Consider the following 15,017-nt stretch of genomic DNA (forward strand, 5'->3'; position numbering starts at 1 on the left):
AAGATAGCAGTATATAAATCCTTTTTTTATAGATTTTTAAAATCCGTTAAGAGAGATTTGATTTCGTTATATTTATCGAGGTAACTAAAAAAGGAATCAGTAATTGAATTAAATTGATTGTTTAGATTATCAAATTGCATATTGACTTCCATTAGCTTCAATTGATCACTTCCAGCCTCTTCAAGTTTATAAAGGTTGGATTTAAAATCCAAACAGTAGTTTGAATATTCATTTAAAAAAGTATTGAATTTTTGATGCTGCTGTGCAACCTTAACGGGTACTGAGAGGCTATTATAAGATTTTGATATTGAATCTAAGTTTGAAAGCTTATCTTCAATTTTTATATATACATTTTCAAGGGTTGATTTTCCATTTCTAATATCTTCAAGTTCTTTTGAAAGATTTGTTTTTATGTTTTGATAGTCTGAAATTATTTTATCCATTGAAGAAAAATAGTTTGTATATTGTTCCAAAAGCCTTGATTTAGCTTCAAAATCGCTATAAGCTCTCGAAGCATATTGATATACTTTATCAGAAAGTGCAAGGATATCTGAGGGAAGGATTATGTATACCTTATCTAACTTCGATGTTTCATAGTGCTGATAGGTTTGCTTTATATATTCTTCAAGGTCACTGGTTGCCTTTTTTAAGTTGTTTGATTTTGTATTTTTTAGTATAAGAAGCGTTTGAGTATATATTTTTTTATTGAGTGTAACTCCTTGAACTAAATTATCAAATTGAGCTTTATATTTTGGTAAAGGTTTTATTTCATTTAAGCTGTTAATAACTTTTTGAAAGGTGCTTTCTGACTTTGATAAATTTGATATTATATCATTGAGTTTTGTAATATCATTTACATCAAGCTGGTCAATATCCTTTAGAGTTTGTGAAGCTTCTTTATTCACAGAATCAATGATTATTTTTTGCTTGTACAATGAATTTATATAGTTTGAATCTTCTTTTTTTTGGATAAAATAATAGGTTGTAAATAGAATAAGAAGAGAAAGAACTAATGTTGAAACCGTTAATAAAATTTTTTGTTCTCTTTTTAATCCTTTTTCTTTATCATACCTTTGACTCAAGGTTATCCCCTCCATTTAAGGCTTACTAATTACTATTATATAACATATAAACTAAATTATGAATATTAAGGAGTTTTATTAAGAGATTGATGGTATTTTTTCAAAATTCTTTCCACATTATTAAATTTTAATTCATATTTTTTGTACAATACACTTTGTTTTTAGTATATAATTATTATAGATTCATTCTAAGGAGAGGAGAAAATGGGGAATCTATCAAGCATCTTAAGTCTAATAAAGAATATAGAACCTCGGAATGTAATAGACATTTTAATAGTAGCCTATATATTTTATAAAATACTGATGCTTATAAAAGAAACGCGTGCAGAACAGCTTATAAAGGGACTTGTACTTGTAGTTATTGTAATGAAATTAAGCCAGGTTTTAGGTTTTGTTACTTTATATTGGATTATTCAAAATACTTTAACTGTTGGACTTATTGCAATTATAATAATTTTTCAGCCAGAGCTTAGAAAAGCTCTTGAACACCTTGGAAGAAGCAGATTTTTTACTAAAAAATTTTTTGAGAGCGAAGAGGAAATGGAAAGGATTGTTAATGAGATTGCAATAGCAGCATCTAATCTATCAAGTACAAAAACAGGTGCTCTTATTGTAATTGAACAGGAAACAGGACTTTCAGATTTTGCTCAAAGTGGTGTAAAACTCGATGCAATTGTTTCATCTTCTTTACTTGAAAATATATTTTTTGAAAACTCACCCCTTCATGATGGAGCTGTTATAATAAAAAAGGATAGGATATATGCTGCAGCCTGCGTTATGCCATTGACAGATCAATTTGTCAGTAAAGAACTTGGGACAAGGCATAGGGCAGCAATAGGGATAACTGAGAATTCCGATGCTATAGCTATTGTAGTATCTGAGGAAACAGGAACCATTTCACTTGCAATAAATGGTAAACTCACAAGAAATTATAATGCTGAAAGGCTGATACTTGTACTTAAAAAGATTTTTATACGTAAAATGGAAAATTATAATACTATGTTTAAGAGGGTGAAAACGTGGATTACAAAGACAAAGAGCAAATAATGGCAATTATTGCTTCCCTCTTTATTGCGTTTATATTATGGCTCTATGTTATGGGAGAAAAAAATCCTATTCAGACTAAAGTTATACAAAACGTTGAGGTTAACCTTGTAAATACTGAAAATATAGAAGAATCTAATTTAGCTCTTATCCCAAATCAAAAGTTTACTGTTGATCTTACAGTAACAGGAAGAGCTCTTGATGTTTATAATGCAAAGCCTGAAGACTTTAGACTTGAAGCTGATATGGGAGGGTACCTTAAAAAAGGTGACAACAATATACCAGTTGAAGTAAAATCTACTGCTAAAGGTGTACAGGTAGTTAATAAAAATGGCTATATGAGCATTAAAGTAAAACTTGATCTTTTGGTTGAGAAAACTGTTCCTATAACAATAAACATAACAGGTAATACGAAAGCTGGTTATGGATATGTTAAGCCAGTTGTAAGGCCTACGGAAGCTCTTATATCAGGTGCTGCAACTTATGTAAATTCAGTAGCTTCAGCTTATGGGCAAATGGATATTAGTAATGCTCAATCTGATGTTACAAGCTCTATACCAATAAAGGTTCTTGATAAGGAAGGAAGAATAGTACAAAATGTAACTATTGAACCAAAGTTTATAGATGTATTTGTACCTGTAAAACTTTCAAAGACTGTTCCAGTTGTTGTAAAGACTAAAGATGAGCTTCCCAAGGATAAGGTGTTAAAAGCCATAAAGGCTAGCAATGAAACATTGATGATTCTTGGAGATGCAAATATTCTTAAGAAGATAGATTCTATTAGTACAGTAGAGTTTGATCTCTCTAATATAACATCTTCAGTAACTAAGGATGTTCCTTTAGATATTCCTAAAGATATAGATGTTTTTGGAGGAATAAAAAGTATAAATGTAGATTTTATAGTAGAAAATAAGGTTGAAAAAACAATAAGTGTGCCAATTGAATTTGTAAATAAAAATAATGATTATACTTATAATTTTGAAAAAGAATACGTTGAAGTTACTTTTACTGGTGCAGAGAGCATAATGAAAGAAATAGACCAAAAAGACTTTAGTATAACAGCAGATTTAAAAGATTTAGGAGAAGGAACATATAATGTACCTATAAAGCTTCAAGCACCTTCCTATATTCAGGTTAAAAGTAAAAGTATAGAAAAAGTTTTTGTTACAATACAAAAAAAATAATGGAGGAGCGTATGACTTTAAGAATTAACAATATTAGACTTTCTATTAATGATGATCCGTCTAAGTTAAGAAAAATAGCAGCAGGACTAATAGGAATAAGCGTTAATGATATTAAAAATTTTAAAATAGTAAAGGAATCCATAGATGCAAGAAGAAAAAATAAAATAGATTTCATATATCAAGTTGAGCTTAAATTTGAAGGAGAAGAAAAGGTTTTATTAAAGGATAACAAAGATATAGTAGTTGTTGAAGATAAGGAAGATACTATAAATATTGGACATGAAAAGCTTAATAACAGGCCTATTATAATAGGGAGTGGACCGGCAGGATTATTTGCCGGTCTTGTCATGGCGAAAAATGGATATAAACCAATAATACTTGAGAGAGGGGAATGCGTTGAAGAAAGAACGAAAAAAATAAATAAGTTTTGGCAGTTTGGAAAGCTTGATACAGAATGCAATATACAGTTTGGAGAAGGAGGAGCAGGAACCTTTTCTGATGGCAAACTTACAACAAGAATTAAAGACAAAAGATGTGATTATGTTCTTGAGGAACTTGTAAATTTTGGAGCTCCAAAGGAAATAACATATTCCTTTAAGCCTCATATAGGTACTGATATTTTGAAAAAGGTAGTTGTAAATATTAGAAACAAAATAATAGAACTTGGAGGAGAGGTTAGATTTAATTCAAAGGTTACAGATTTTGTAATTAAAGATGGAAAAATAAAATCAGTAAAGATTAATGATGAGTATGAAATCCCATGCGATGTTGTGATAGCAGCTATAGGGCACAGTGCAAGGGATACCTTTAAAGTTTTATTTAATAAAGGTGCACTTTTAACACAAAAACCTTTTGCTATAGGTGTTAGAATAGAGCACCTTCAAAGCATGATTGATGAGAGGCAGTATGGAATATTTGCCAATCATCCAAGGCTTAAGGCAGCTGATTATAGGTTGACATATACCAGTAAGAAATATAATCGCCCTTGTTATAGCTTTTGTATGTGCCCAGGAGGGTATGTGGTTGCTGCCTCCTCTGAAGAAGGCATGGTTGTAACAAATGGTATGAGTGAATATAAAAGGGATGGTAAAAATGCAAATAGTGCAATAGTGGTTGGGGTTGGACCTGATGATTTTAATTCAAATCATCCTTTAGCTGGTGTAGATTTTCAAAGACATTATGAAAGGCTTGCATTTAAAGTTGGTGGAGAAGATTATATGGCCCCTGTTCAGCTTGTTGGTGATTTTTTAAACAATGAATTATCATCAAGGATAGGAATTGTTGAACCTACATATACAAGAGGATATAGATTTGGAAAAATTAGCGAATGTCTTCCAAACTATGTTGTAAGTGTATTAAAGGAAGGTCTATTGGAGTTTGACAAAAAGATAAAAGGATTTGCTGATTACGATGCTGTGATTACAGGAATAGAAACAAGAACATCGTCCCCAGTTAGAATTGAAAGGGATGAAAGATGTGAGTGTAAAACGATAAAGGGATTATATCCCGCTGGTGAAGGAGCAGGATATGCAGGAGGTATAATCTCATCGGCTGTAGATGGAATAAGAGTTGCTGAAAATATAATGGAAAAATTTGCACCATTAATATAGCACTTTACTTTGTTAAATAAAAAATTAAGTATATTAGTTGTTGAAATAATATAGCATATACATTAAAATAATATTGGTTGAAATATTTTGCGTGTATATGCTATATAAATATTTAAATTTTTTAAAATATTTATACCATTATGATATTTTAAAAGGTGGGATGTATTTGAGAATTTATATCCTTGTTATTAATCCTGGTTCGACCTCAACAAAGGTGGCTATATTTAAAGGTACAAAAAATTTAAAGCAAAAAAATCTTCAGCACTCTTCAAAAGAAATTGAAAATTATGAAAAGATATCAGATCAGTATGAATTTAGAAAACAGGCTGTTTTATCATGGCTCAAGGAGGAGGGTATAAGCACTAAAGAGCTTATTGCAGTTGTTGGCCGTGGAGGTCTTTTAAGGCCGATGCCTGGTGGAACCTATAGAATAACAGAGGCATTAGTTAAAGATGCTGCTGTTGGTGTTCAAGGGGAACATGCTTCTAACCTTGGTGCTATTATTGCAAAATCAATAGCTGACGAAGAGGGGATAGATTCCTTTATAGTTGATCCTGTTGCTGTTGATGAATTTGATGATTTGGCAAGGATTTCAGGACTTCCAGAGATTCCAAGACGTTCTCTTGTTCATGCACTGAATATTAAGGCAGTAGCAAGAAAAGTTGCAAAAAATATTAATAAAGACATAAAAGATTTAAATTTTGTTGTTGCTCATCTTGGTGGAGGAATATCTGTTGCTGCAGTTAAAGGTGGAAGGATAATAGATACTAATAATGCTAATGAAGGAGGTCCCTTTTCACCTGAAAGAGCTGGTGGACTTCCAGTTGGTGATTTAATAAAGCTTGCCTATTCTGGAAATTATAAATATAAGGAGCTAAAGAAAAAGATAGTAGGTCAAGGAGGGTTTGTTGGATATCTTGGTACTAATGATGCAAGGGAAGTTGAAAAGATGATTGAAGGGGGAGATGAAAAAGCAAGGCTTATATTTGATGCTATGGCTTACCAAATAGGAAAAGAAATAGGAAGCTATGCCTCGGTGCTCTTTGGTAAAGTCGATAGGATAATATTGACTGGAGGGCTTGCCCATTCAAAAAGGCTGTGTGATTTTATAATTTCAATGGTTAATTTTATAGCTCCTGTTGAGATAGTTCCAGGAGAGGATGAAATGCAGTCCCTTGCAGAAGGTGCCTATAGGGTTATAAGTGGAGAAGAAAAAGCAAAAATATACGAAGAAGAGGTGGATGTATGATTAAGAGTTTTGATGAGGTACTTGACAGAGTTAAAAAAAATGAAATTAAAAAGATTGCTGTTGCAGTAGCTCAGGATGAACCAGTTTTAGAGGCAGTTTATGAAGCAAAGAAGCTTGGCATTGCATATTCAGTTCTTGTTGGAGATAAGGATAAAATACTTGATTGTGCTAAAACTCTTAACATAGATTTAAGCGATTTTGAAATAATAGATGAACCTAATAATCAGGCAGCTGCCCTTAAAGCTGTTGAACTTGTATCAGCTGGTAAGGCAGATATGGTAATGAAGGGCCTTATAGATACAGCAACCTTTTTAAGAGCTGTACTTGATAAGGAAAGGGGACTTAGGACAGGAAAGATATTATCTCATGTTGCAGTATTTGATGTTCCAGCACTTCAAAGAATAATCCTTGTAACAGATGCAGCAATGAACATTGCACCTGATCTTATGACTAAAAAGCAGATTTTAGAGAACGCTGTACAGGTTGCAAAATCAATTGGAATTGAAACTCCAAAGGTTGCAGTAGTTGCAGCTGTTGAAGTTGTAAATCCTGATATGCAGCCAACACTTGATGCGGCAGCACTATCTAAGATGAATGACAGAGGACAGATTAAAGGATGCATAGTTGATGGACCATTAGCAATAGATAATGCTTTATCAGAAGAGGCTGCAAAGCATAAAGGCATAGTAAGCCCAGTTGCTGGTAAAGCAGATGTAATACTTGTACCAAACATTGAAACGGGAAATGCTATGTATAAGACACTAACATATACTTCTAATTCAAAGAACGGTGGAATTTTAGCAGGTGCAGCAGCTCCGGTAATACTAACTTCAAGAGCAGACAGCAATGAAAGCAAGCTTTATTCCATAGCCTTAGCTTCACTTGTAGCAGCAAGTAAATAAAGAGGTGATATTATGTTTAGAATGCTTATAATAAATCCTGGTTCAACTTCAACAAAGATAGCAGTTTATGATGATTTAAGTCCTGTATTTATTGAAACTTTAAGACATTCAACAGAGGAGCTTTCACCTTATAAAACTATATTTGAACAGTACGATTTTAGAAAAAGTGTTATATTAAAAGCCATTGAAGATAAAGGGGTTGATATAAAAACATTAAATGCTGTTGTAGGCCGTGGAGGACTACTAAAACCAATTGAAGGTGGTACCTATTCAGTTAATGAAGCTATGATTGAAGATCTTAAAGTTGGAGTTCAGGGACAGCACGCATCAAACCTTGGTGGAATAATAGCTTTTGAAATTGCAAAATCATTAAATATTCCAGCCTTTATAGTAGATCCTGTTGTAGTTGATGAAATGCAAGATATTGCAAGGGTTTCTGGTATGCCAGAAATACAAAGAAAGAGCATATTCCATGCATTAAATCAAAAAGCCGTTGCAAAAAGATATGCAAAGGAAATAGGAAAAAGATATGAAGACTTAAATATTATAGTTGCTCATTTAGGTGGAGGAATTTCAGTTGGTGCACATAAAGGTGGAAAAGTAATTGATGTTAATAATGCTCTTGATGGCGAAGGCCCATTCTCACCGGAAAGAACAGGAAGCCTTCCAGTTGGAGAACTTATAAAACTTTGTTTTTCAGGAAAATATACTCTTGATGAAATGAAAAAGAAGATATGTGGGAAAGGTGGATTTGTAGCATATCTTGGAACAAACGATGGTAGAGAAGTTAAAAAGATGATGGATGAAGGAAATAAAGAAGCAGAGCTTATATATAAAGCTATGGCATATCAGGTAGCAAAGGAAATAGGAGCATTAGGTGCTGTTCTTTGTGGCAGGGTTGATGCTATAATATTAACAGGGGGACTCTCATTTGGCAAGGAACTCGTTGAGTGGATTAAGGAGAGAGTAAGTTTTGTTGGACCTGTAGTTGTATATCCTGGAGAAGATGAAATGCTTGCCCTTGCAGAAGGTGGGTATAGAGTTTTAACTGGTGAGGAAAAAGCAAAAGAATATAAGTAGGGTGATTAAATGGATTCAAGAATTAGAGTCTTTACAGGACATTTTGGAAGTGGTAAAACTGAAATTGCAATAAATTATGCATTAAAACTTTCAAATGAAGGCAATAAAGTTGCAATAGCTGACCTTGATATTGTAAATCCGTACTTTTGCACAAGAGATGAAACCAAAATGCTTGAAAATAAGGGAATTAGGGTTATAGCAACGCCGAAGGACTTTGCCAATGCAGAACTTGGAATTGTGCCGCCTGAAACCTTAAGTATATTTAATGATAAATCTTATGAGGTGGTTTTAGATGTTGGCGGAGATGAGCAGGGAGCTGTAGCTTTAGGACAGTATAATAGATACTTTAGAGAAGAAGATTATGATATGTATTTTGTTATTAATACATTAAGACCTTTTACAAACAGTATAGAGGGAATAATTGAATATATAAAATCAATTGAAGCGGCATCAAGGCTTAAAGTTAAATATCTTATAAATAATACAAACCTGTCTTATGAAACAGATATAGAACATATATTAAAGGGGCAGGAGATAGTAAAGGAAGTATCTAATATAACCAATATACCTATAAGATATGTAACAGTAATGGAAGATATTACTAATAAACTTCCAGATTCTTTTGAAGGCGAAATTTTCCCAATTAAACTTTTTATGCTTCCACCATGGAGGCGATTTGATGTATAACATCCCGCATTGCGGGTTGTATATAAAATTACTTAAGGAGGGGAGCTTATGGCAAGAGCTATATTTAGAGCAGACAGATGTAAAGGTTGTGGCCACTGCATCGCAGTTTGCCCTGTTAAAATTATCGAGTTTGATGAAAAGTTAAACTTAAAAGGGTATCATCCAGCGATTATAAAAGAAGAAAACATGTCAAAGTGCCTTGGATGTGCCTCATGTGCTAGAATGTGTCCTGATTTAGTTATTACTGTTGAGAAATAAAAGGGTTTAAGGAGGTAAATTTTAATGGCAGATAAAGTTTTAATGAAAGGTAACGAAGCCATTGGTGAGGCTGCGATTCAAGCAGGTTGTCAATGTTTCTTTGGTTATCCTATAACTCCGCAGACAGAAGTTGCAGCTTATATGTCAAGGAGAATGCCTAAAATTGGAAGAGTATTTTTACAGGCTGAAAGCGAAGTCGCTGCTATAAATATGGTATATGGTGCAGCTGGATCAGGTGTTAGGGTTATGACTTCATCTTCAAGCCCGGGAGTAAGCTTAAAGCAAGAGGGTATATCCTATATAGCAGGAGCTGAGCTTCCTTGTGTTATTATTAACATTGTAAGAGGAGGTCCAGGACTTGGAGGAATTCAGCCAGCCCAATCAGACTACTTCCAGGCAACAAAAGGTGGAGGACATGGTGATTATAGGCTTATAGTATATGCTCCAGCTTCTGTTCAGGAAATGGTTGATTTAATTCAGGAAGCTTTTGATGTTGCAGATATATACAGAAATCCTGTTATGGTTATGGGAGATGGTATGCTTGGGCAAATGATGGAGCCTGTTGAATTTAAAGAAAGGACTCCAAGACAGCTACCATCCAAGGAAGATTGGGCAGCTACTGGCCTTAGAGGCAGAAAACAACATCATGTTATAAATTCACTCTTTTTAAAGCCAGAAGAGCTTGAAATGCATAATGAAAAGCTTCAAAGAAAATATAAAGAGATTGAAGAAAAAGAAGCAAGATGTGAAATGTATAACTGCGAAGGAGATCTTGATCTTGTTATAGTTTCTTATGGAACAGTTTCAAGAATATGTAAAAATGTTGTTAAAATGCTAGCTAAAGAAGGTTTAAAGATTGGACTTATAAGACCTATTACCCTTTGGCCATTCCCTAAGAAGGCTATTGAAGAAGTTGTTGATAGAACAAAATATGGCTTCTTATCAGTTGAATTAAGCTGTGGACAGATGGTAGAAGATGTTGAGCTTGTTGTTAAAGGAAGAAAAACTGTTAACTTCTTTGGAAGGTCAGGAGGAATGGTTCCATCACCAAAAGAAATTGCAGATAAGGTAAAGGAAATAGTAGGAGGTGTAAGATAATGGCTATAGTTTTTGAACCAACTAAGGGACTTTTAGATGTTCCAACCCACTACTGTCCAGGATGTACCCATGGAATAATACACAGGCTCGTTGCTGAATCTTTAGAAGAGCTTGGAGTTTTAGATAAAACAGTAGGAGTTGCGCCTGTTGGATGCTCAGTTTTGGCTTATGAATATTTTGCATGTGACATGCAAGAAGCTGCTCATGGAAGAGCTCCTGCAGTTGCAACAGGAATAAAGCGTTCACTTCCTGATAATGTAGTATTTACCTATCAGGGTGATGGAGATCTTGCTGCAATTGGAACTGCTGAGATTGTGCATGCTGCTGCAAGAGGAGAAAGAATAACGACAATATTTGTAAATAACTGTATATATGGAATGACTGGAGGACAGATGGCACCAACAACCCTTCCAGGTCAGGTTACAGAAACGTCACCTTATGGAAGAGATGTTAACCTTCAAGGTCATCCAATAAGAGTTTCAGAAATGATATCAACCCTTGATGGAGCTGTTTATGTTGAAAGAGTTTCTGTAGATTCAGTTCCAAATGTTTTAAAGGCTAAGAAGGCTATAAAAAGAGCCTTTGAGGTACAGCTTGAAGGAAAAGGTTTCTCGCTAATTGAGGTTCTTTCAATATGCCCAACTAACTGGGGATTATCTCCAAGGGAAGCTATAAAGTGGCTTCAAGACAATATGATACCTTATTATCCACTTGGAGTTAAAAAGGATACAACCCAGCAGGAGGTGAAATAACATGGCACATCAGGATATAATTTTTGCAGGTTTTGGAGGACAGGGTATTTTATCTATGGGCAAATTCCTTGCTTATGCAGGAATGGAAGAGAACTTAAATGTGTCATGGCTTCCATCTTATGGCCCTGAAATGCGTGGAGGTACAGCAAACTGTTCAGTAATAATATCTGACGATAATATTGGTTCACCAATAGTCTACGATGCTACAACTGTAGTTGTTATGAACAGACCTTCTCTTGATAAGTTTGAAAATTCAATTGTTAAAGGTGGATTATTAATAATAGATAGTAATCTTGTAAATAGGGAACCTGAAAGAACAGATATTGAAGTTATAAAGATACCTGCTCAAAAGGTAGCAGAGGAGGTTGGTTCTAAGAAGATAGCAAACATGGTACTTCTCGGGGCTCTTGTTGAAAGAACTAAGATAGTTTCAATGGAATCCCTTTTAAAGGCTTTAAAGGAACATGGAAAAGAACAGTTTTATGAAATGAATAAAACTGCCCTTGAAAAAGGAGCAGAATATGCAAGAAAGTAATATAGGCCCCCGATTTCGGGGGCTTTTTAATATAATCAGCGACAGAAGTTACCTACTTTGTAAAGTTGGAGGTAGTTCACCTTAAAATGCAGGTATTATAGCACCATTGTATTTTTCATTTATAAATTTTTTAACTTCTTCTGAATTCAAAGCCTTAACAAGCTCTTGAATTTCAGGAGAGTTTTGATTATCAGGCCTTACGGTTAAAACATTTGCATAGGGTGAGTCCTTATCTTCAATAAAGAGAGTATCCTTTGGATTGAGCTTTGCTTCAAGGGCATAATTTGTATTTATAACTGCAAAATCTACATCGCTTAAAACTCTTGGAAGCTGTGCTGCTTCAAGCTCTTTAAAGTTTAAGTTTTTTGGGTTTTCAACAATATCCTTTGGAGTTTGAGTAAGATTTGTTGCATCTTTAAGTTTAATAAGCCCTTGCTTTTGAAGTAGAAGTAGTGCTCGTCCTTCATTAGTAGCATCATTTGGTATTGCGACTACTGCACCATCTTTAATTTCATCCTTTGATTTAATTTTAGTTGAATATGCTCCCATAGGTTCAACGTGTACCTTTGCCGCAGCTACTAGCTTAATACCTTTTTTATTTGCAAAATCCTCCATATAGGGAACGTGCTGAAAAAAGTTTGCATCAAGCTGTTTATCGTTAAGAGCAGTATTTGGAGTTACATAGTCTGTAAATTCCTTTATTTCAAGTTCAATTCCCTTTTGAGCTAATATTGGCTTTACAACGTTTAATATCTCTGCATGTGGAACTGGTGTTGCCCCAACTACTAATTTTTTTGTTTGCTTATTTGTAGAACTTTCTTTAGAAGAACATCCAGTAAAAGAAAGAATTAATACTAAAATGATTGATAATAGAGAAAATATTTTTTTCATTGAAAAAACCTCCTATCGTTTGTCAAAAATTTTTGATAATAGATTTCCTGTATGCTGTATTATTTCTACAAGAATTATAAGGACTAAAATGGTTGCTATCAGCACATCAGTTTGAAATCTCTGATAGCCGTATCTTATAGCTAAATCTCCAAGTCCACCTCCTCCTATAGCTCCTGCCATTGCAGAATATCCAAGAATATTTATTATTGTAAGTGTTATTCCCAATATCAAAGAAGGCATAGACTCACGGATTATGACTTTAAAGATTATCTGCATAGTTGTTGCTCCCATTGATAGTGAGGCTTCTATGATACCCCAGTTTACTTCAAGAAGGCAGCTTTCAACTATTCTTGCTACAAAAGGGCATGCAGCAATGGATAGTGGAACTATTGCAGCTGTTGAGCCTATTGTTGTGCCAACTATTATTCTTGATAAGGGAAATATTGCTATTATCAATATGATAAATGGTACAGAACGTGCAATGTTTACAATAGTACTGAGAATGCGGTTTAATTTAACATTTTCACATATATGACCCTTTGAAGTTATAACAAGTATTATCCCAAGAGGTAATCCTAAAATAGTAGCAAATAGCGTTGAGAAAAATACCATATATATAGTTTCAATAAAAGATGGATATATTGTTTTAAATAAATCTATTAAGTAAGCATATATATTAGAAAGCTCCACTTTATATCACCTCAACATTAAGTTTAAATTCTTTAAGATAATTCAAAGCTTTGTCAATATCTTCATCTTTACCTGTCAGGTTAACAACAAGATTTCCAATTTGAGTGTTTTGAATAATATCAATTTTCCCTGATATTATATTTGCATCTACATTGAACTTTTTTACCATATTTGAGATAAGTGGCTTTTGAGCATCATCTCCTATAAATGTTAAATTTAATACTTTGCCTTTACTATTAAAGTCTTTAGGGATTTGATTTATAATGTCTTCTTTTAAAAAGTTTTTTGTAGTATAAGATTTTGGATTAGAAAATACATCTATTACACTGCCACATTCAGCAATAGTTCCATTTTCAATTACAGCAACGTTTTTACATAAGCTTTTAATTACTGACATTTCATGAGTTACAATTACTATTGTTATTTTATATTTTTCATTAATGCTTTTTAAAAGGTTTAAAATAGATTGAGTAGTTGAAGGATCGAGGGCAGAAGTTGGTTCATCGCAAAGTATTATATTTGGTTCATTAGCAAGTGCTCTTGCAATAGCAACCCTTTGTCTTTGACCACCTGATAGCTGTGATGGAAAGGAGTTGCTTTTGTCTTCAAGCTCTACAATTTTTAATAGTGCATTTACTTTTTCTTTTATTTCAGAATTACTAACTTTTGATATCCTTAGAGGGAAAGCAACGTTTTCAAAAACATTTAAATTCATAAGTAAGTTGAACTGCTGAAATATCATTCCAATTTTTTTTCTATATTCTCTTATCTGTTTTGAATTAAGGGATGTTATATCCTTCCCATCAATTATTATTTGTCCTGATGTTGGTTTTTCAATGAGATTAATACACCTTAAAAGAGATGATTTCCCAGCTCCACTAAGTCCGATTATCCCAAAAATATCACCATCATTAATTGTAAGATTTATATTTTTTAAGGCCTCAAACTGCGTATTATCTAGAGTATAGGTTTTATTTAGGTCAACAATATTTATCAATTTATTTCACCTCTTTAACATGATAATTACATAAAGTACAAAAATAAAAATTTAACAGGCTAAAACTTATAAATTTTAGCAAAATATTATAAAAATAAATTAAAAACATAAATTTGAGAATGAAAAGAGATTTTGAGGATATGAAGATAATAAAAAAACCTCTTTTCAATGAAAGAGGCTTATTACAATCCCCTCTCATCTCTCGGTATTTCTACCGCTGGAATTGGCACCATGCATAATGCTGGTTGCCGGGCTTCATAGGGCCAGTCCCTCCGCCTCTCTTGATAAGAGTACAATTTATATTCAACTTACATGCTAATTATAAAAAGCAATTGCTAAAATGTCAACTATTTTTTTTATAACATTAGTCTTAAATAGAAATATTAAAAAAATCAAAATTTTTTAGCAGGAAATACAAAGTGTTTGTAGAATACTATAAAAGGTGATAAATGTGGAATGTAATGTATATATAAACAATTTACAGAATAAATTTAGTAGATATTTTGACATTGAAAGGAATATAAATATATCAGGTACAGAAATTGACATGTTTGCTAAATACTTTGAAAGATGTGCAAGGACCTTAATTACTCAAAAGGATGTAATAGATGCTTATGAAAACAATGAAATTTGCTTTATTAAGTGCTATGAAGCTTTGAGTTTAGAAAAGGTATACGAATTTGAAAATTTTTTAAAAAATGCTGTAGCAAGATATGTAAAACCTCACAAGGAACACATGAGCACTTATATAACAGGGGTTATTGTATGTAAAGATGAAATTGATAGCGAATGCGTCAAGGAAATAAAAAAGTTTAAGTACAGCAAAGCATTCAAGTTCTTTTTGCATGGATGGTGTGAAGTAAGGTTTGTTGCAGTTGACCTCTTAAATAACAGTGTTATTACAAATAAGCAGGGTAAGAGCGTAAAAAAGGTGTATCAAATTACACCTTAAAATAAA

16 protein-coding genes and 1 riboswitch are annotated in these 15,017 nt (G+C 33.2%); of the genes, 12 read left to right on the forward strand and 4 right to left on the reverse strand.

The genetic code is table 11. From position 1 onward, the window contains the following. Positions 1-26 precede the first annotated feature (26 nt). On the reverse strand, positions 27-1,082 hold the full coding sequence (locus FDN13_RS11395; protein WP_138980500.1) for a hypothetical protein: 1,056 nt from the start codon (positions 1,080-1,082) through the stop codon (positions 27-29). A gap of 204 nt (positions 1,083-1,286) precedes the next feature. Between FDN13_RS11395 and cdaA the strand changes: the two genes are divergently transcribed. From cdaA to FDN13_RS11450, 11 genes are all read left to right on the forward strand, one after another. Then, a complete protein-coding gene (gene cdaA, locus FDN13_RS11400; protein WP_138980501.1) occupies positions 1,287-2,129 on the forward strand; it encodes a diadenylate cyclase CdaA in 843 nt (280 codons plus the stop codon). Beyond that, positions 2,102-3,310: a CdaR family protein gene (locus FDN13_RS11405; protein ID WP_138980502.1), complete on the forward strand. Its 1,209-nt coding sequence runs from the start codon at positions 2,102-2,104 to the stop codon at positions 3,308-3,310. Before cdaA ends, FDN13_RS11405 begins: the two co-directional genes overlap by 28 nt. 11 nt (positions 3,311-3,321) lie before the next feature. Further along, positions 3,322-4,920 carry an NAD(P)/FAD-dependent oxidoreductase gene (locus FDN13_RS11410; protein WP_138980503.1) on the forward strand — a complete coding sequence of 533 codons (1,599 nt, stop codon included), beginning with the start codon at positions 3,322-3,324 and terminating at the stop codon, positions 4,918-4,920. Positions 4,921-5,086: 166 nt separating this feature from the next. Next, a complete protein-coding gene (gene buk / locus FDN13_RS11415; RefSeq protein ID WP_371414823.1) occupies positions 5,087-6,169 on the forward strand; it encodes a butyrate kinase in 1,083 nt (360 codons plus the stop codon). After that, positions 6,166-7,071 (forward strand): phosphate butyryltransferase, encoded by a 906-nt coding sequence (ptb, locus tag FDN13_RS11420; protein ID WP_138980505.1) that lies wholly within the window; start codon positions 6,166-6,168, stop codon positions 7,069-7,071. The genes buk (FDN13_RS11415) and ptb overlap by 4 nt, the downstream gene beginning before the upstream one ends. Positions 7,072-7,083: 12 nt before the next feature. Further along, on the forward strand, positions 7,084-8,151 hold the full coding sequence (buk, locus tag FDN13_RS11425; RefSeq protein ID WP_168190155.1) for a butyrate kinase: 1,068 nt from the start codon (positions 7,084-7,086) through the stop codon (positions 8,149-8,151). 9 nt (positions 8,152-8,160) lie between these two features. Then, positions 8,161-8,838, forward strand: coding sequence for an ATP-binding protein (locus tag FDN13_RS11430; RefSeq protein WP_138980507.1), 678 nt, complete (start codon positions 8,161-8,163; stop codon positions 8,836-8,838). 48 nt (positions 8,839-8,886) lie between these two features. Next, entirely contained in the window at positions 8,887-9,096 is a 210-nt protein-coding gene (locus tag FDN13_RS11435) for a 4Fe-4S dicluster domain-containing protein (RefSeq protein WP_138980508.1), read from the forward strand. Between the two features lie 24 nt (positions 9,097-9,120). Beyond that, positions 9,121-10,194: a 3-methyl-2-oxobutanoate dehydrogenase subunit VorB gene (locus FDN13_RS11440; protein WP_138980509.1), complete on the forward strand. Its 1,074-nt coding sequence runs from the start codon at positions 9,121-9,123 to the stop codon at positions 10,192-10,194. Continuing rightward, entirely contained in the window at positions 10,194-10,946 is a 753-nt protein-coding gene (locus FDN13_RS11445) for a thiamine pyrophosphate-dependent enzyme (protein ID WP_138980510.1), read from the forward strand. Before FDN13_RS11440 ends, FDN13_RS11445 begins: the two co-directional genes overlap by 1 nt. Before the next feature lies 1 nt (position 10,947). After that, positions 10,948-11,481 carry a 2-oxoacid:acceptor oxidoreductase family protein gene (locus FDN13_RS11450; RefSeq protein ID WP_138980511.1) on the forward strand — a complete coding sequence of 178 codons (534 nt, stop codon included), beginning with the start codon at positions 10,948-10,950 and terminating at the stop codon, positions 11,479-11,481. 81 nt (positions 11,482-11,562) lie between these two features. On the opposite strand, the gene FDN13_RS11455 is transcribed toward FDN13_RS11450, so the two are convergent. Genes FDN13_RS11455 through FDN13_RS11465 form a run of 3 tightly spaced genes read right to left on the reverse strand, consistent with a single transcriptional unit; the run spans position 11,563 to position 14,059 of the window. Continuing rightward, complete coding sequence (locus FDN13_RS11455; RefSeq protein WP_138980512.1) at positions 11,563-12,372, reverse strand: MetQ/NlpA family ABC transporter substrate-binding protein; 810 nt, start codon at positions 12,370-12,372, stop codon at positions 11,563-11,565. A gap of 12 nt (positions 12,373-12,384) precedes the next feature. After that, positions 12,385-13,062: a methionine ABC transporter permease gene (locus FDN13_RS11460; RefSeq protein ID WP_138980513.1), complete on the reverse strand. Its 678-nt coding sequence runs from the start codon at positions 13,060-13,062 to the stop codon at positions 12,385-12,387. A gap of 1 nt (position 13,063) precedes the next feature. Beyond that, complete coding sequence (locus tag FDN13_RS11465) at positions 13,064-14,059, reverse strand: methionine ABC transporter ATP-binding protein (RefSeq protein ID WP_138980514.1); 996 nt, start codon at positions 14,057-14,059, stop codon at positions 13,064-13,066. Positions 14,060-14,251: 192 nt separating this feature from the next. Beyond that, positions 14,252-14,350, reverse strand: a riboswitch (SAM riboswitch). A 160-nt stretch (positions 14,351-14,510) separates the two neighbouring features. On the opposite strand from FDN13_RS11465, the gene FDN13_RS11470 reads away from it, so the two are divergent. After that, positions 14,511-15,011, forward strand: a complete 501-nt coding sequence (locus FDN13_RS11470) for a hypothetical protein (protein WP_138980515.1) — start codon at positions 14,511-14,513, stop codon at positions 15,009-15,011. Positions 15,012-15,017 lie beyond the last annotated feature (6 nt).

Source organism: Caloramator sp. E03, from assembly GCF_006016075.1.
Lineage (GTDB): Bacteria > Bacillota > Clostridia > Clostridiales > Caloramatoraceae > Caloramator_B.